Annotated in this window: 12 protein-coding genes and 2 pseudogenes; 8 read left to right on the top strand and 6 right to left on the bottom strand. The window is 68.7% G+C overall.

The genetic code is table 11. From position 1 onward, the window contains the following. Together HDC93_RS36890 and HDC93_RS39880 are read right to left on the bottom strand one after the other, a co-directional pair. A partial coding sequence (locus tag HDC93_RS36890) for a SpoIIE family protein phosphatase (protein ID WP_260419993.1) occupies positions 1-1568 on the bottom strand: 1568 nt, incomplete at its 3' end. Positions 1569-1607: 39 nt separating this feature from the next. Then, positions 1608-1943 (bottom strand): annotated as a pseudogene (locus tag HDC93_RS39880) (PAS domain-containing protein); the annotation flags it as partial. Positions 1944-2460: 517 nt separating this feature from the next. Here HDC93_RS39880 and HDC93_RS36885 point away from each other — a divergent pair. The 5 genes from HDC93_RS36885 (at position 2461) to HDC93_RS36865 (ending at position 9637) form a co-directional block, all read left to right on the top strand. Then, complete coding sequence (locus tag HDC93_RS36885; protein WP_185015133.1) at positions 2461-3444, top strand: LuxR C-terminal-related transcriptional regulator; 984 nt, start codon at positions 2461-2463, stop codon at positions 3442-3444. 223 nt (positions 3445-3667) lie between these two features. Then, positions 3668-5047, top strand: coding sequence for an APC family permease (locus HDC93_RS36880; RefSeq protein WP_185015132.1), 1380 nt, complete (start codon positions 3668-3670; stop codon positions 5045-5047). Positions 5048-5229: 182 nt separating this feature from the next. Further along, entirely contained in the window at positions 5230-5577 is a 348-nt protein-coding gene (locus tag HDC93_RS36875; RefSeq protein ID WP_185015131.1) for a hypothetical protein, read from the top strand. 17 nt (positions 5578-5594) lie between these two features. Continuing rightward, entirely contained in the window at positions 5595-7910 is a 2316-nt protein-coding gene (locus HDC93_RS36870; RefSeq protein ID WP_185015130.1) for a N,N-dimethylformamidase beta subunit family domain-containing protein, read from the top strand. Between the two features lie 287 nt (positions 7911-8197). Next, positions 8198-9637, top strand: a complete 1440-nt coding sequence (locus HDC93_RS36865; protein ID WP_185015129.1) for a gamma-aminobutyraldehyde dehydrogenase — start codon at positions 8198-8200, stop codon at positions 9635-9637. 213 nt (positions 9638-9850) lie between these two features. On the opposite strand, the gene HDC93_RS36860 is transcribed toward HDC93_RS36865, so the two are convergent. From HDC93_RS36860 to HDC93_RS39870, 4 genes are all read right to left on the bottom strand, one after another. Beyond that, positions 9851-12016 carry a TniQ family protein gene (locus HDC93_RS36860; protein ID WP_185015128.1) on the bottom strand — a complete coding sequence of 722 codons (2166 nt, stop codon included), beginning with the start codon at positions 12014-12016 and terminating at the stop codon, positions 9851-9853. A gap of 5 nt (positions 12017-12021) precedes the next feature. Then, positions 12022-13143, bottom strand: coding sequence for an AAA family ATPase (locus HDC93_RS36855; protein WP_185015127.1), 1122 nt, complete (start codon positions 13141-13143; stop codon positions 12022-12024). After that, positions 13140-14438: a hypothetical protein gene (locus tag HDC93_RS39875; RefSeq protein WP_398987812.1), complete on the bottom strand. Its 1299-nt coding sequence runs from the start codon at positions 14436-14438 to the stop codon at positions 13140-13142. Before HDC93_RS39875 ends, HDC93_RS36855 begins: the two co-directional genes overlap by 4 nt. An 86-nt stretch (positions 14439-14524) precedes the next feature. Beyond that, on the bottom strand, positions 14525-15229 hold the full coding sequence (locus HDC93_RS39870) for a TnsA-like heteromeric transposase endonuclease subunit (RefSeq protein ID WP_221517581.1): 705 nt from the start codon (positions 15227-15229) through the stop codon (positions 14525-14527). 405 nt (positions 15230-15634) lie between these two features. Between HDC93_RS39870 and HDC93_RS36840 the strand changes: the two genes are divergently transcribed. The 3 genes and pseudogenes from HDC93_RS36840 to HDC93_RS37925 all read left to right on the top strand — a co-directional run. Continuing rightward, complete coding sequence (locus HDC93_RS36840) at positions 15635-15988, top strand: DUF317 domain-containing protein (protein WP_185015126.1); 354 nt, start codon at positions 15635-15637, stop codon at positions 15986-15988. Between the two features lie 104 nt (positions 15989-16092). Then, positions 16093-16383: a hypothetical protein gene (locus HDC93_RS36835; protein ID WP_185015125.1), complete on the top strand. Its 291-nt coding sequence runs from the start codon at positions 16093-16095 to the stop codon at positions 16381-16383. 14 nt (positions 16384-16397) lie between these two features. Next, positions 16398-16832: pseudogene (locus HDC93_RS37925) on the top strand (DUF317 domain-containing protein); the annotation flags it as partial.

The following is a 16832-nucleotide window of genomic DNA, read 5'->3' as shown; positions in this document are numbered from 1 at the left end:
ATCGCCCGGGAGCGGGAGTACGAACTGCAGTCGGATACGATGACACTCGCCGCATAGCAGCACGAACCGGTGTCCACTTCTCGGGGGGAAGCCCCATCCGCCAGAGTGCGGCGGACACTCGCCATGCCACTATCCATTCCGGCACGCCGGGACTCGATCAACCCATCAGTGTAGAAAGCCAGCACACTCCCTTCGGGTACGCCGACTTCGGCGCACTCGAAGGGCAGACCACCGATTCCGAGCGGTGGTCCCACTGACAGATCCAGCAGATCCGGGGGCTGCCCAGGCATGGCGACGACCGGGGCCGGGTGGCCGGCGCTCGCGACGGTACAGGTACCGGTGACGGGATCGTGGACGGCGTAGAGACAGGTCGCACCGAGTGCCTCGTCCTCCGGAGTTTCACTGCTCGTCCGGTGAATTCCCACCCGGGCCTGGCCCACCAAGTCGTCGAGCCGGGCCAGCAATTCGTCTGGGGCCAGGTCCAGTGCGGCAAGAGCGCGAACCGTAGTGCGCAGTCGTCCCATCGTGGCCGCGGCGTTGAGGCCGTGGCCCACCACGTCCCCCACGACGAAACCGACCCGCGCCCCGGAGAGAGGGATGACGTCGTACCAGTCGCCTCCGACACCGAGCGGACCGGCGGTCGGCACATACCTGTGGGCTACTTCGACAGCCGTGGGTTGCGGCATGACCTGCGGCAGCAGGCTGCGCTGCAGGGTCAGAGCGGTCGTGTGCTCGCGCGCGTAGCGGCGGGCATTGTCGATGCAAACGGCCGCTCGGGACACCAACTCCTTGGCGAGCGTGACCTCCTGAGCGGTGAACGGGTGGCGCGGCACCGTGCGGGTGAAGGCAACCGCGCCGAGGAGGATGTCACGGGCGGACAGGGTGAGGACCAGGTGGCGGGGGCCGTCGGTCTCGGCCGAGAGGAGCAGCCCGAGGCTCGGCACAGAGGCGGACGTCACCTGTGCGCTGCGTTCGGCGACGCGTCGTACCGAGGTGCCTCTCTCGCCGTCGGCGGGTGGAGGCTGGTCGCCGGCCACGACCTGTTTCACGAGGTCCACTTCGACGCGGTCCGCGAAGTCGGGAACGGCCACCGACGCGAGGTCCTGCGCTGTGCGCACGACGTCGAGACTGGTGCCGATCCGGCTGGCACGGCCAAGAAGCTCGACGCGCAGTCGTGCCTCGTAGCGGTTCGTGATGTCGAAGGCGGACTCGCACACACCGAGAGGGCTTCCGTCCATGGCGGACAGCCGGAAGTACGAACAGGACCAGATCCGCTGGTGGCTCAGGTCGGCCGGCGTGGGACTGCTGTAGAGCACGTCGAAGACGGGTTCACCGGTGTCGCGCACCTCGGCCATGACGTCCTCCAGGACGCCGGTGTACCCCGGCGAGAGGATCATGCCCTGCGGGAGGAGTTCGGTGCTGTAGCGGCCGATGCACTGGCTGCGCGTCAGGCCCATCTGCTCCTGGAGCACGTCGTTGATCCAGCGCACACGCAGGTCGGGGCCGTAGACGGTGAGCGCGATGGGCGACTGGGTGGACAGCCCTCGCAGCATGGACTGGTCGGTCATCCATCTGTGCGTCTCATCGGCTGTGGCAGCCACAATGACGCTCGCCGCCCCCGTGGTCCGATGGTTCAGGGGGCTGACGCGCAGGACAACGCTGACCGACGTCCCGTCCGCGCGGCGGATCTTACGGGTCTCCGACCAAGGGCAGGGCGATGAGGCGGCCTCGGCGAGCAAGGGGGACGAGTCGGTGTCGGCGACCTGGAGAACTCGGTCGAGCGACCGTCCGAGGACATGTGCGGCAGAGGAACCGAAGAGGATTTCGGCCGTTTGGTCCCATCCGATCACCATCCCCTGTGGGTCGATCACGATGGTCGCTGCCGTCGTCGCGTCGAAGGGGGGTGCCTGACCGGTCTCCAGCGGCGGTCGCAACGTCGTCATGGGAGCTGCTCAGGGAGTGTCCGACTGGGAAAAATCCTAGCACTGGCGGTCCTGAGGGAGCGCGGCGCGGCAGAGGGCCCGGCCCCGGTAGTGGGAGAGCCGGGCTCGCTTGCCGGCAGCCAGAGACCAGTTGTCCGACCTTTTGGCGCAGGTTCACGCCGGTCTATCGTAGGATCGGTGAGCCCGATGACTCCGGGCATGACAGTGGGCTTGTCCCCGCTCGATGGCTCGAAAGTCACCCGGAACCATCTCGACAGCGGCTCCACCGGGCGCATCACCTCGTCCAGAAGAATCGGCGTACCTGTCGGAACCCGTCGCCGCTCAAACAGCTCGTTCAGATCGGCAGGGCGAACGCCGGCCACGCCTCCTACCTTTCCGGTCAGAAGCAGGACCGGCCGACTTCTTCTCCCAGGCGGTCACCCCGAGCGCGATGTGCAACCGCGGCTCTCACCCTCAGATCCTTGAAGGACGTTGCTATCGTGGGGTGGGGCAGTCCGGCTTCGAGAGGGATTCACTGATGAAGCCATTGCACACGCGGGTCCTGGTCGAGGCGGCCTACGCGGCCGGAGCCGGCGACCGGCGCGAGGCCGCGATGACGGTGCTGAGGCTGCTTGAGCCGGTGACTCATCACGACGCCGGCGCCCTCATGCTCTGGGACCCGATGGCCCGTGCGCACCGCGCACTCGGAGTGGTCACCTACGGTGATGCGACGGTTGCCGCACTGGGTGACCGCTATGCGGCGAGCGCCGAGAACCGGCCGGTCCGGGAGCGGCACCTGCCGCTGCGGATCGACGACATGCCGGGCGACTACCGACGGTCCCCGATGTACCGAGAGGTGCTCGGACCTGCCGGCTTCGCAGACGGCATGACCGCCTGCCTCTTCTCGGACAGTGGTGTGTACACGGGCATGCTGCATTTCTCCGCGGCGGCGCGCGGCGCGTTCCGTGATGACGCGGCCGAACTCCTCAAGGCCCTGGTGCCCGCGCTTGCTCAGATGTGCGACGTGGCTCGACGGCAGACCACCGGATGCGCCATACCGCCGGGAGCGAACGCCACCCTGATCGACCATACCGGCCGTGCCTGGGCCGTCGAGTCGTGTGCCCCGGCGCTCGCGCCCACGCAGCCCGAGTTCACCGGCTTTCTGCGTCGTTTCATGGCCTCGGGGCAGGTCGCCGCCACTGGGCTGCAGGCGTCGAGTGAAGGGTGGCTCGCGCTGCAGGTCCTGAAGGTGGCCGATCCGCTGGGACGGCCAGAGCCGGCTGTACTGGTGCAGGAGCTTCCGACGGCTGGCTTGCCCTATTCACTCTCGCCGCGCGAGTACGACATCCTGAACGGGATGGCGGCAGGGTTCTCGAACCAGCAGCTGGCTTCGCAGCGAGACGTCTCCTTGCGCACGGTGACCACGCACGTGGAGCGGATCCTCCACAAGATGGGGCAGCCGTCGCGAGCCGGCGCGGTGGCGTCGGCGCTGCGCGAAGGCATTCTGCGCCTGGACCGCTGACCGCCGCTGTCGGTAGGAATGCGTATTGAGCCACAAGGTGGCCTAGCACCATATTCGAGGTGAAGAGAAGCCCGCGCTGAAGGCGGTCCCCACCCGCCGAGCCGGCTGTTGCCGACCCCCGTGTCCTACCCCGCTGTCGCCGCTCATGGCGCCGACAGTCGGCCGGGGGCTCGTTCATCCCTCAGGAGGCCCGGCCTTGAACGCTCCAGAAGCTCCGCAAGCCATGTCCGATAGAGTCGGCGGCGCGGATGACGCCCGCGACCGGCTGCACGAACTCGGTTACGAGCAGGAGCTCGCCCGCACACTCAGCCTGGCCGACGTCGTCATCTACGGCCTGATCTACATGGTGCCGCTCGCACCCGTCGCGGTGTTCGGCATCGTCTACAACATGTCCGCCGGCGCCGTCGCCGCGGTCTACGTGGTGGCTGCGATCGCGATGCTGTTCAGTGCCATCAGCTACAAGGAGATGGCTGTCCGGTTCCCGGTCGCCGGCTCGGTCTACAGCTACGTGCGGATGGGCAGCAACCGCTTCCTCGGGTTCGTCTCCGGGTGGGCCATCCTGCTCGACTACCTGCTGCTGCCCGCGCTGCTGTGCGTCTTCGCGGCCAGCGCGATGACCGGAGTGGTCCCCTGGGTGCCCGCATGGATCTGGGTGGTGATCTTCGTCGCCGCGACCGCCCTGATCAACATCATGGGCATCAGCGTCACCGCGACGATGAACAAGATCTTCCTCTACATCCAGCTGGTCGTACTGGCCGTGTTCCTGGTCTGGGCAGCCGTGCTCATCCTCCAGGGCCAGGCCCACCTGTCGCTCAACCCGTTCATCCCCGCGGACGGCGGCTCCTGGTCCCTGGTCCTCGGTGCGGTCCCCGTCGCCGCGCTCAGCTACATCGGCTTCGACGCGATCTCGACCTTGAACGAGGAGGCCGAGGGCGGCGGCAGAACCGTCTCCAAGGCCACCATGATCGTCCTCTACCAGGTGACCGCGCTGTTCGTCGTGCAGGTCTTCGTGGCGGGCATCCTGGTCCCGAGGGGGACGGAGTTCGCCGACGGCGACGCGGTCAACAACGCCTTCTACAACGTGGTGGGCACGGCCATGGCGGGCTGGTTCAAAACGGTCCTCCTGCTGACCGCCGCCCTGATCGCGATCTTCGCCAACACCATCGCCTCCAACGCCACCTCTTCCCGCCTGGTCTTCAGCATGGCCCGCGACGGGCAGCTGCCGAAGTTCCTGTCGCGGGTCAGCGACAGGCATCAGGTCCCCCTCAACGCGATGATCTTCATCGCGCTCCTGTCGGTGGGAGTCGGCATCCTCGGCGTGGAGCAGTCGGGACTGCTGACCACCCTGGTGACCTTCGGCGCGATCACCGCCTACATCCTCCTCCACATCAGCGTCTTCACCCACTTCGTCGTCCGAGGCCGCAGCCGCCGCTTCTTCGTCCACTGGATCTCCCCGATCCTCGGCGCCACACTCCTCCTGGTCGCGCTGTGGAACGCGGACCCCCACGCCAAAATCGTCGGCTCGTGCTGGCTCGTCATCGGCCTCGGCGTGGCGGCGTACTTCAAGCTCACCGGCCGCTCGCTCAGCGGCTCCGACGCCTGACCTCACTCCCGCTCACCGCCGGGCAGCACTCGGCATCGGTCCGAGGCACCGTCACCGAGGCGTAAGCCACAGTCGAGGCCCGGCGCCCGCGAGCCCCCTCAAGCATGAAAGGCATCCTCAGTGAGCCCATCGTCCTTGCCCCGTCGCACCGCGAAGGTGTTCCAGCAGCAGGAGGTGAACTAATGCGCACCAGTGCAGACCGCTCGGCCGAACTGCTCGAAGTGTTCCGTCTGCGCAGCGAAGAACGCCTGCGCAAGCAGTGCACCGACGAGGTCGCCGCTGCCCATGAAGCGGCTCCCCTGGGACCGCACGACGACCGCACCCAACGCGTGCTGCGGGCGCTGCGCAGCCAGCCCGTCTCGGGCAAGCACATCATCTTCTCCGCAGGCCCCGACGGGCCCTGGCGCGTGTCGAAGATCGCCCTGGGCATGCCGGGCAACCTGCTCCTGACCGAACAGTCCTTCGAGGACTACGAAGACGCCATGCGGTACATCTTCACCGCGCGTGCCGCGGCACTGCAGCAGAACTAGAAAGAAACGAGAAGGTCATGGCACTCGCGAGCGGCCGCACGACGACCCAGAACGTCTTCGGCTACACCGATCGCTTCTCCGCCCGCCCTGGCGAGCAACTGTCGTTCCACATCAGCTGTGAAGGCCCTGCGACCTACGACGCCGCCCTGGTGCGCCTGCGACACGGCTACGACGGTCAGGCGGGGCCCGGCTTCCTGGAGGACGAGGTCCCCTCCACCATCGACGGAACGTACCCGGGGCAGTACTACGCCTGCCAGCCCGGCTCCTATGTCGAAGTCCCCGACCCGAACGGTTTGCTGGCGACCCCCGACGCGCTGGTCATCCGCGCCTCCGTCTTCCCGACGCTTCCGCGCGACAACCGCTCAGGGAACCTGGGCGCCTACCGGGTGAGCCAGAGCTCGGTCGGCTTCACCGGCGAGCGCCAGGCGGTCATGGGCACCTGGGACGCGGTGACCATGACCGGCTGGGCCCTGCTGCTCGACGAGGGCAAGCCGTCTTTCGTATGGAGCGAGGGCGGTCAGCGGCGGTCTCTCACCTCGGAACAGGAGCTGACGGCCCACCAGTGGTACCGGCTCGAGGTCGAACTTCCACGGTCGGCGGGGCAGATCACCCTGCGGCAGACCCCGCTGGACCACTGCGCGGACCGGGTGGCACCGGCCGCCACAGCCTCCGTACCCGAGCAGGCGAACGCAACCGCCTCGGCGGCATGGACGGCTTCCTCCATGCCGTTCCGTATCGGCGCGCTGGCTCGCGAGGACAGCGACCGGCTGCTCGCGGCAACCGCGTTCAACGGGAAGATCGGTGGCATCCGCGTCGAACGCGCCACCGACGATGCCTCCAGGACACGCGAGCCGGTGGCCGCCTGGCACTTCGGCCGCAGCGAGCGCGCCGACGGGCTGCTGCTATGGGATGTGGTCGACGAGGGCCCGCACATGCTGCACGGCCGCTGCGTCAACGCGCCCGTCCGGGGCGTCACCGGACCCGCGTTCCAAGGTGTCGTGGAGGACTTCCGCCTGGCGCCGGACGAGTTCGACGCCATCCACTTCCACGACGACGACATCGCCGACGCCCAGTGGCCGGCGGCTTTCACCTTCGAGGTGCCCGAGGACCTGCCCAGCGGCGTCTACGCGGTGCGGCTGCGGGCCGAGGGCATCGAGCAGCACGTGCCCTTCCTCGTCGGGCCTGGCCGCCAGCGCAAGGACGTCGCCGTCCTGTTCCCCACGGCCACCTACCTGGCTTACGCCAACGACCGGATCGCCTTCGAGGCGGACGGTATGGAGATGCTCCTCGGGCACACGCCCATCGTCCACAAGGAAGACCTGGTCCTGCAGGACCACCCCGAGTTCGGCCGCTCCCTGTACGAAATCCACAATGACGGATCCGGCGTGGTGTTCGGCAGCGTCCGCCGCCCCCTGATCAGCCTGCAGCCGCGGTACCGGGCCTCGTTCATGAGCGAAGGCCCCTGGGGCCTGCCCGCCGACCTGTCCCTGGTGCACTGGCTGGAGACGGCGGAGTGCGAGTTCGACGCCCTCACCGACGAGGACCTCGACCGGGAAGGCTACGACCTGCTGCGCGACTACCGCGTCGTGATCACCGGAAGCCATCCCGAATACGTCACGCGGCGCGAACTCGACGCCCTCGAGGAGTTCACCGCGAACGGCGGCCGGCTGATGTACCTGGGCGGCAACGGGTTCTTCGCGACCGTCTCCTACGACCCCGACGCCCCGCACCTGATGGAGCTGCGCCGGGCCGACGGCGGCACCCGCCCCCACCAGTCCCCCTTCGCCGAGCGTCGCCATACCACCTCGGGCGAGGCCAGCGGCCTGTGGCGCAACAAGGGCAAGGCCCCGCAGCGTCTGGTGGGAGTCGGGATGGCGGCCCAGGGTTTCGACCGCTGCACCTACTACGAGCGCCTCGCGGACAGCCGGGATCCGCGGGCGGCCTTCATCTTCGAAGGCGTCGGCGAGAACGAGCTCCTGGGCGACTTCGGCATCATCGGCGGCGGCGCGGCCGGCGCCGAGATCGACTGCTGGAACCCGGCGCTCGGCTCGCCGCCCGGAACCCTGGTCCTGGCCACCTCCGGGCCCTTCTCCGACAGCTACCTGCTGGTGACCGAGGAGATCTTCGAGATGCTCCCGGGGATGGGCGGAACCGAGCAGCCGGCGGTCCGCTCGGACATGGTCTACTGCGCGCTGGAGGGCGGCGGCGGAATTTTCTCGGTCGGATCCATCGCCTGGACGGGGTCGCTGTCCCACAACGGGTACGACAACAACATCGCGAAGATCACAGGCAACGTGCTGCGGCGCTTCCGCGACGAGAAGCCGCTGGAATAGGCCGCCCCCGCTGCCGGGTGCGACCCGCTTCCGCCGACGGAAGCGGGTCGCTTTCCGAAATCCGGCTGCGCAAACCGAAACGCGCAGAGGCGCAGGCCACGCTCTGCGGAGCCCCATACCCGGCACCGAGCCGGTGCCGGCCGGAGGCGGGGGTAAGCGGGGAGTCCTGGCAGCCGATCATTGTCGCCGCCGTGCTGGTGCTGTGGTCCTCGTCCCCGTCCACGTGGAGCCGGATCCGGATTCGAAGAAACATGCGAGAAGCCACCTATGTGCCGACTGGAGCCCCAGTGACAACTGTTCTGCGCACGCTGCGAAACTACATCGGCGGCGAGTCCCTGGACGCCGCCGACGGGCGGACCATCGAGATCGTCAACCCGGTGACCGGCGAGCCCTACGCCACCTCGCCGCTGTCCGGCCAGGCGGACGTCGACGCAGCCATGGGCGCAGCCGCGGCCGCGTTCCCGGCCTGGCGCGACACCACCCCAGCCCAGCGACAGCGCCTGCTGCTGAAGATCGCGGACGCTTTCGAGGCGAGAACCGGGGAACTCGTCGCCGTCGAGTCCGAGAACACCGGCAAGCCCCTGGGGCTGACGGCGAGCGAAGAGGTGCCACCGATGGTGGACCAGATCCGCTTCTTCGCCGGCGCCGCGCGCCTGCTGGAGGGCCGCTCGGCCGGTGAGTACATGGACGGCATGACCTCCATCATCCGGCGTGAGCCCGTCGGAGTCTGCGCGCAGGTCGCACCGTGGAACTACCCGATGCTGATGGCGGTCTGGAAGTTCGCCCCGGCGCTGGCCGCGGGCAACACCGTGGTCCTGAAGCCGTCGGACACCACCCCGGCCTCCACCCTGCTGATGGCCGCGATCATCGGGTCCATCCTGCCCAAGGGCGTCTTCAACGTCGTCTGCGGTGACCGCGACACCGGCCGCCTAATGGTCGAACACCCCACCCCGGCGATGGCCTCCATCACCGGCTCCGTACGAGCCGGCAGGCAAGTCGCCGAATCCGCGGCCAAGGACGTCAAGCGCGTCCACCTGGAGCTGGGCGGCAAGGCCCCTGTCGTCGTCTTCGCCGACGCCGACATCACCCAGGCCGTCGAGGGCATCTCGGTGGCCGGCTTCTTCAACGCCGGCCAGGACTGCACGGCCGCGACCCGCGTCCTCGTACAGGAATCGGTCCACGACGAGTTCGTGACGGCGCTGGCGAGGGCCGCCACCGGCACGAAGACCGGCCGACCCGACGACCCGGACGTTCTGTACGGACCGCTCAACAACGCAGGCCAGCTCACGCAAGTCTCCGGCTTCATCGAGCGTCTGCCCGCTCACGCCAAGATCGAGGCAGGCGGCCACCGCGTCGGCAACAAGGGCTACTTCTACGCCCCCACCGTCGTCTCCGGCCTCAAGCAGGACGACGAGATCATCCAAAACGAGGTGTTCGGCCCGGTCATCACCGTCCAGCCCTTCCGCGACGAGGCACAGGCCCTGGAATACGCCAACGGCATCGACTACGCCCTGGCCTCGTCGGTGTGGACCAAGGACCACGCACGCGCGATGCGCATGTCCAAGAAGCTGGACTTCGGCTGCGTGTGGATCAACACCCACATCCCACTGGTCGCCGAGATGCCCCACGGCGGCTTCAAACAATCCGGCTACGGCAAGGATCTGTCCGCGTACGGCTTCGAGGACTACACCCGCATCAAGCACGTCATGACGTCACTGGACGCGTGACCCTCGCGCCGACGCCGCCAGTGGGAGGCCGGGGGCGGAAGAACGAGGGCAGAGTCGAAAGGATCTTGCATGGCTGCAGAATGAATCGGCCCAGCCCTTGATCCGGCGGCGCCCCGCCCGTGGGCGCTGGCCGGTAACCGCAGAATCGTTGCTGTTGAGCCGCTTGGCGCACCGTGATCCCTGCCATCGACTCAGCGATCGGTGACAGAGGGCTCACTGTCGAGTCGCCTGAGTCTTTGAGAAGCGCATGGCGACGCCGTCCTTGATGAGGGCGAGGCGGACGGCGGCCAGGCTGGTTCCTTCGCGGTCGGCGATGTCTTGCAGGGAGATGTCGCCTTGTTCGTACCAGGTGCGCCATTGTGTTACGCGGGTGGCAGTGCGCTGGGTCCGCCGGAAGCGTGGCCCGCTCCAGTCGACGGGGTGCTGGGACAGCAGGTAGAAGACGTGGGTGGGGGCGGTGTTCAGGGTGTGCGCGAGCTGGCCGATGGAGAAGTCGCTGCCGGACACGGCCTGGCGGAGCTGGGCGGGGGTGATGCTGTCCGGGTCGGGCCCGGGGAGCACGAGATGGCGCAGTGCACGGGCGGGCAATTGTGGCGTCCACTGGAGGGGTTCGTCGATGCCGTGCTCGTCCAGCAGGGTGCGTGCGGTGTGATGGAGCAGTTCGTGCTCGGCGGGCAGGATCCGCCAGCGAAAACGCTGGTACTGCCCGTGTTGTGAGCGGGTGGCGGGCGCTATGTCTGGGTGCGCGAGACGAGGGGGTGATCCGGTCAGGGTCTGGAAGATCCAGCGCTGGGCATGCCGGGCGTCGAGGGCCGGGGCCGCGCGCAATCGCTTCTGCAGGTCCAGCCACGTCTGCGGTTCGATGTAGCGGGCGCGCGTGGTGAACAGGGCGCGGCGGCGGGTGTAGTCGATGGGGGAGCCGTGCGCATCGAGGTGATCGGCCAGCAAGGTCAGCGCGTGCAGGACGCCCGCGCAGTCGCTGCGGCACGTGAGTTCGGCGAGGAACGCGGACACGGTGTGCCGGCTGAAGGTGGTGCCGGTCAGGCGGGCTGTGTCCTGGATCGAGGTGGTGTTGCCGGCCAGCATGCAGGCGACGGTGAGGAGTTCGTCTGCGCGTTGGGCGGTGGGACGGCCGTCGGCGTGCCGGGGAGACAGGCGCAGGGCCCACGCGGGCCACAGAGTCGTCGGCAGCATGTCCGCCCTGGAACTGCGCGCGGCCGGGGGCCGGGTCGAGCCGAGGACGGTGCGGTGGCGCAGACGGGCCACCGGAACCAGGGTTGTCTCCCGGCTGCAGCGCAGGGCCGCTTCGAGTATCGGGGAGAGCGTGCTGCTGCGGGTGACGAGGCTGTCGGGGTAGAGCCGGCGGCCATCGGCAATCACACGGCCGGTCAGCCACCGCACGGCCCTGCCCGCATCGCGGATGCTCTTGGCGCGCAGGATGTGTATCGCTGTCGTGGCTGCCACGGCCGCGGCAGCGGCGTCGCCGGGGGTTAGGCTACGGGGCGGATCGACATCCCGGGCGTCGTGCGGGTGCTGGGCCCTCGCGGGCAGGGGTGTGGTGCTGTAGCGCTCCAGGCGGTCCAGGACGTCGGGCGGGGCCACGCGGCGCAGGTCCTTGGGCGTCGCGTGGTGGAGGACGAGCGTCGCCAGGGTCTTCACGTCGCGCAGCACCACTCCCAACGGCACGCCGGTCGGCCCGTACAGCGGCCAGCGCACCGTGCGGTCGGGGTCCTGGAGGAGGGTGTCGATGAGGCGTTGCGTCCGTGTCAGGGCCCCGTCGGGAGCGATCGCGGTTGCCGGGGTGACGGTCAAGGGGTGGTGGCAGCGCGGCGGTCGTGGCCCGCCGTCAGGGGTGGGGCTTGAGCACCATCCGGGACGGGGGGTTTGGGTGCGAGGATGCGCGCGGATGCGGGGGATGCGCCGGCAGGCCGGGCGGCGGTCGGCCAGCAGCACATGATGCCGGGTGCAGGCGAAGGACCAGCCCAGACGCCAGGTGATCTGCCAGCGTCCGCCGCTGTCCGTCAGGCAGGCGGGGCAGAACCGGGACCCTGCCCGGCCCCACAGCACCTGCGGGCGCACCCGTCGTTGTTCGGGCTGGATCACCACTGCATGCCCGTCGAAGCGTTGCAGGGTCATCGCGGCGAGTACGTCTTCGGCCACTCCGGTCACCTCGGAGATGGAGGACAGCTCGTCGCGGGTGGTCAGGATGGCCCAGCGCGGCAGCACCTGTGCCGCCATGGCCGGGTCTCGGTTCGGCAGGCCGAGCGCGTGGAGCACGTCCGTGAACGGGCAGTTCAGGCGGGCGGCGGTGAATTCCAGCCAGGAGTCCAGGGCCTCGCCGGGATACGGGGCGCACCGGATCGGCAGGGTCCGCCGCACGGCACTCACCTACGAGTGGCCCGCGCCCGGCGGGGACGGCTGGTGGCTTTCCCCGACTGGAGCGCGCATTCGAGTTCGCGGCGGGCGTGTTCGGCGGCCTCGTCATTCTTGACCTGGTCGAGCAGGTCCAGGGTGAGGCGTTCGGCGCCGGTGCGCTGGGCCCGCTGACAGCCTCGGTTGATCAACGTCATCAGCGAGCCGATGTGCCCGGTACTGCGGGCGAAGAGGTAGTCCGACAGGCCATCGGCGAGCATGCCGGGATACTTGTCGGCCAGGACGAGGCGCTGTTCCAGGGCCAGCAGCAGCTGGCGCCAGTGATGGCGGCCCTGGCCGGTGTCGATGGTGAAGGGCGGCATGTCCAGGCGGGTCGTGCGCCGCCCGGTCTGGGCCAGGACTGTTTCGCCGGCGGTCTCGCCCTCGCTGAACAACCCCTTGGTCGCCAGCCCCACCCCGACCTTGAGGAGGGTGACGGGGAACTCGTTGGCGATCCATTTGAGGTGGTTGCTGACCTCGATGCCGCTGGTCTTGCGCCATTTGAGGAAGTGAAGGTCGTCCAGGACAAGCAGGCGGACATCGCAGGACAGCACGCAGTCCAGGGCCTGGAGACCGAGCTGGGCGGCGGTGGAGGTCTGGCGGCCGGGGTGACCGAAGAATTCGAGCATGGCCCGGTTGAGGTCCTTCATGCCGGTGTTGCCGGTGAGGCCCACCCGGCACACCGGCCACCGCTCGTGCCCCTGCGCGGTGAAGGCGCCGTGCTCGGCGATCTCCCGGCGATGGAACTCCCGGGCGAAGGCGAGGACGGCGGTGGTCTTGCCCAGGCCCGGGAAGGCGTCGACGGCCACGGCCCCCTTGGCCCTGTCCCCGTCCTGCAGATTGCTGTCCACGATGTCCCACAGGTCCTCGTGCAGCGCGGCGAGCTGAGGAGTACGGATCGGGCCTAGGTTGGCATGCCATTCCCGCCGGGCACGGTTGTAGGCGTGCCGGTCGGCCGTCGCCAGGACCTCCAGCTCATCCCGGCTTAACGTCGGCGGCTGGGCGCGAGCCGGTGCGTCGCAGAACACCTTGAAGTCCTCCTTCCTGGACAGCGTCAGAACCGCCGAACTCGGCTGCTGCGAGGGCGCGTTCATACGTCCTCCAGGGCGTCGGCGTAGAAGTCGTCCACGTCGGTCTCGTCGTCATCACCCGTCTCCGCGGCCGGCACTGGCTTCTCAGACGCCGGCGGTTCTGGTTCGTCGCCCAGGGCACGGCGTACGGACGGCAGCGATGCAGCTTCCGGCTTGCCGGTGTCGGGCAGGTCGAGGGCGGCCTGTTCACGGGACAGGCGCAGGGCCATACGCCGTTCGGCCAGCGTCGTACCCAGCCCGAGGTTCCAGCGCTCCAGCAGGTCCGCGACGGCCAGCCGGTCATCGGGATAGCGGTACTTCGCTGCGGCCAGCTTCCGGGCGAAGACCAAGGCGTCCTCACTCAACGGCATCCGCGCCGCCGGCGCGTGCTCCCAGGTCAGCGTGTGCCACGTGCGGGTGGTGGGGTCGCGGAAGTAGATCCGGGTGATGTCGTCAGGGTCGACCTGGAACGGCCAGACGTTCTTGCCCGGCCCGTCGTACGGGCTGCGGATCCCGACAGACGGCAGCCCGGGGCCGCCATAGCGCCGACGTCCGATTTCGACTCCGTAGTGCTGGATCGTGCGCCACTTCGTCGACAGGAACTCGAACGCCAGGTCCGGGTCCCGGGGGACCTCGATGTAGCCGGCGCGGGCGATGCCGTGCTCGAACATCTGCGCCGGAGACATCCGCAGCCCGGGCACCCCCGGATCGACCAGACCGGCGTGCGGGCGGCAGTGGTAGACCGTGGCCGTCCACTCGTGGATGATCGCCTCCAGCTCGTCGAGGAAGAAGAACGCCTCGTCCTCCGGGTGTTCGCCGCGGGAGTGGATGTCGGGGCCCTTGTAGCCGGGCAGCACCTCCAGCAGGCTCTCGCGCAGGGTGCGGAAGAACCGCTCCACCGGCCCCTTGTCCCGGCCCGTGCGCAGCCGGGCGGGCTGGATCGAGATCCCCATGCGTCGGCACACGCTGGTCAGATGCTCCGAGACGTAGACCTTGCCGTGGTCGACTACCAGTGTCTCCGGGACGACTGGTGGTGAGGCATGACCGGGACCGTCGGTTCGGGCGGTGTCGATCAGGACGGTGCGGGGGATGCCGTGCTCGGGCCACACTGCATGCCGCGGCCAGTGCGGGCCAGCCGGGCGGGGCCGGAAGCACTGGTACAGCACAGCGCTGACGTCGACCGACTTCGTCGACACGGGGTTCAGGCGCAGGCCGGTGATGCAGCGGGTGTACCAGTCCATCGCCACCGTCAGCTCCGCCTGCACCCACTGCAAGGTGAGCGGGTCGAACGCGAACACGTCCAGCCGTGTGGTGTCCATCAGCAGGTACTCGCCCGGCCGCGTCGGCCGCAACTTCCCGTACGGCCCCTCCGGCCGGTCGGCGATATCCCGGTTGCGTTTCGTGCTCAGCCGGAACAACGGATGACGCCGCTCCAGCGCGGCCAGGATCCGAAACGCCGTTGCCCTACTCGGCTGCGGCACAACGTCTGGGCCGGTACTGCCGTTGCCTGCAGGGGTTGGGTGAGGTCCGTGTGCAGGTCGTGGCGCCACAACAGGTGGTGGATCGCGGCACGCACACAGGGCTCAGGCCACCGGGGCAGACACCCTGCCGCCTCTGTGATCGTCGCGCCGTCGAGGCCGGCCAGAAGCAATTCGCCCAGGAGTCCGGGCGCGAACAACCACTCGCGGCGAAAGCCGGCCAGGAAGCGAACGTTCGCCAGTTCAGCCTCCGGCGGCTCACCCCACACCTCGTAACGCCACCCGCGGGACTCCACCGCCCGCCGTGTCCACGTGAAGGCGGTGGCCACCACCGGAGACAACTGCTGATGACGCGGCTTGACATCCACCACCATCGGGCCGTGATCGGTGAGCAGGAGATAGTCCGGGATGTGACGGCGGACCGTGCCTTTGTCGAGAGACTTCAACAGAAACGGCTGGGCCATGATCCCGCGCACCGTGGGGTCGAAGTCGGCGAACAGCACCCGAGCCAGCTCCAGGCGCGACTCGTAGACCACCAGATTGCCTGTGGTCGCGGACCAGTAGGCACCTGAGTAGTGCTTCTGCCCCCTGTACCAGCGGAAAGTCCGCCAAGGGGTGCCCGAGCAGAGCAGACCGAGCGGGGCGGCAGCCCATGGCCGGTCCTCAAGCGGTGGACCATCGCTCTGACGGAGACTGACTGTCACAACAGAGTCGGCCATTGGGGCCTCCCCGGGACGGGTTAGGGCCTTCTCACCACGGTGCTCGCCTCTGCCGGAGAAGTGGCCGGGCAGCGACGGCCGTCACTCGAAAGAGTGAATGCCTTGAGCGGGGAGTCTCGGGACCGCTTCATATGTGCTGCGCGTGTGCAGTCGAGCCGGAGATTATGAAGCCGAAATTGAGATCCTACAGTTCGATGTCAACGGACAGTTCGCCGGAGGCAGACGGGAAAGATCACGGAAAGACTGGCCAACGGGCGCGAGGGCATGTCAACGTAGACGACCTTGCAAGAAACCCCAGGTCAGAGAGGTGATTGCCCCGTGACCGTAGCCCCTGCGGGCCCCGGTTTCTCCACCACCGTCGAAGCCCTGCGACCGCGGGAGTGGCAGCTCGGCCCCGGTCAGCCGACCCTGGTCATGGACCAGTTCTCCGCCGAGGACTTCCACGTGATCGTCGATGATCGCGCGGACGTGCACGTCAGCTCCAAGGACGGCCGGTTCTACCTCGGCTGGTTTCCGCTCGGCCGCCCCGGCACGGACAGCGAGGGATGGAAGATCGCTGTCACCGGAACCGCCAAAGTCCGCGGCTACCAACTGTCGTTCGACACCGAGACGCCGGCCGACATCGTCGCCGCCACCGTAGCGAGTGTGCTGGAGACCTCACGCCGCCTCTGACAGCGTGGACACCGACACGTAGTGACCGCCCTGTGGGCGCTGGCCATACCGAAGGCCGGCCCGTTCCACTGCCCCCGTTTCCCCCGAACCCCAGGAGGCTGTCTGTGACGTCCCCGGAGATGACCGTCGGCGATCTCATCGACCTGTTGTCCGGCTGCGACCGGAGTGCTCCGGTCCGCCAGGCCATGAACCCCTTCGCCCCGATGGCGCACCGCTTGGCGCAGGTCCTGCAGTCGGTCGACGAGACCGGCCAGACCGTCGTCTATCTCGCCGAAGGACCGGACCCGGACGCACAGCTCGGCCACCTTCCGCCGGAGGTCGCCATCGCCCTGACGTGGCAGGGCCCCGTCCAGGCGCCCCCGCGCCGCCCTCGCCGCCGCGCCGGCGGCAACTAGACCCGAACCGAGCCTTGGAGGCGCCCCTGTACCCCGACTTCCCGCCCGACTCGTCCGCCCCGCGTGGCGGACAGCCCGCCTTTTGGGTCGGCCCCCGGCACCTGGCCGGTGACGATGGGCGCCTCTACGACGACGTCGCCGACGCGCTTGCCGGCCTGGGTTGGACGAGCCTGACGATCGTCCGCGGACGGCACGAGCCGGACGAGGCGCCGGAGGACCGCCAGGTCCTGCGCAGCACCGTCCTGCACATCAGCCCCGATGCCTTGCGCTGGGCCCAGTGGAGCTTGGCGGACGAGCCGTTCCACCTGGGTGAGCTGCCGATCGCCTGGCAGATTTCCGCCCGAGCCGAGGCGAGTGTCGGCGTACGGACTTTTCTCCCCAGTTGCGTACGGACGAACGTCCCCAGGTGTCAGGCCACGTCGTTCTCTCGCTCGATGGCCTTGAGGCGG

Origin of the sequence: Streptomyces sp. AK010 (assembly GCF_014207295.1) — a bacterium.
In the GTDB taxonomy this organism is placed as follows: domain Bacteria; phylum Actinomycetota; class Actinomycetes; order Streptomycetales; family Streptomycetaceae; genus Streptomyces; species Streptomyces massasporeus.
This window is presented reverse-complemented; position numbering and strand designations above follow the sequence as displayed.

Bases quoted from the DNA above. Each gene is read 5' to 3' on its own strand.
- HDC93_RS36885 (WP_185015133.1), top strand. From the start codon at position 2,461: ATGAAGCCATTGCACACGCGGGTCCTGGTCGAGGCGGCCTACGCGGCC.
- HDC93_RS36855 (WP_185015127.1), bottom strand. From the start codon at position 13,143: ATGAACGCGCCCTCGCAGCAGCCGAGTTCGGCGGTTCTGACGCTGTCC.
- HDC93_RS36880 (WP_185015132.1), top strand. From the start codon at position 3,668: ATGTCCGATAGAGTCGGCGGCGCGGATGACGCCCGCGACCGGCTGCAC.
- HDC93_RS39875 (WP_398987812.1), bottom strand. From the start codon at position 14,438: ATGGACACCACACGGCTGGACGTGTTCGCGTTCGACCCGCTCACCTTG.
- HDC93_RS36870 (WP_185015130.1), top strand. From the start codon at position 5,595: ATGGCACTCGCGAGCGGCCGCACGACGACCCAGAACGTCTTCGGCTAC.
- HDC93_RS36875 (WP_185015131.1), top strand. From the start codon at position 5,230: ATGCGCACCAGTGCAGACCGCTCGGCCGAACTGCTCGAAGTGTTCCGT.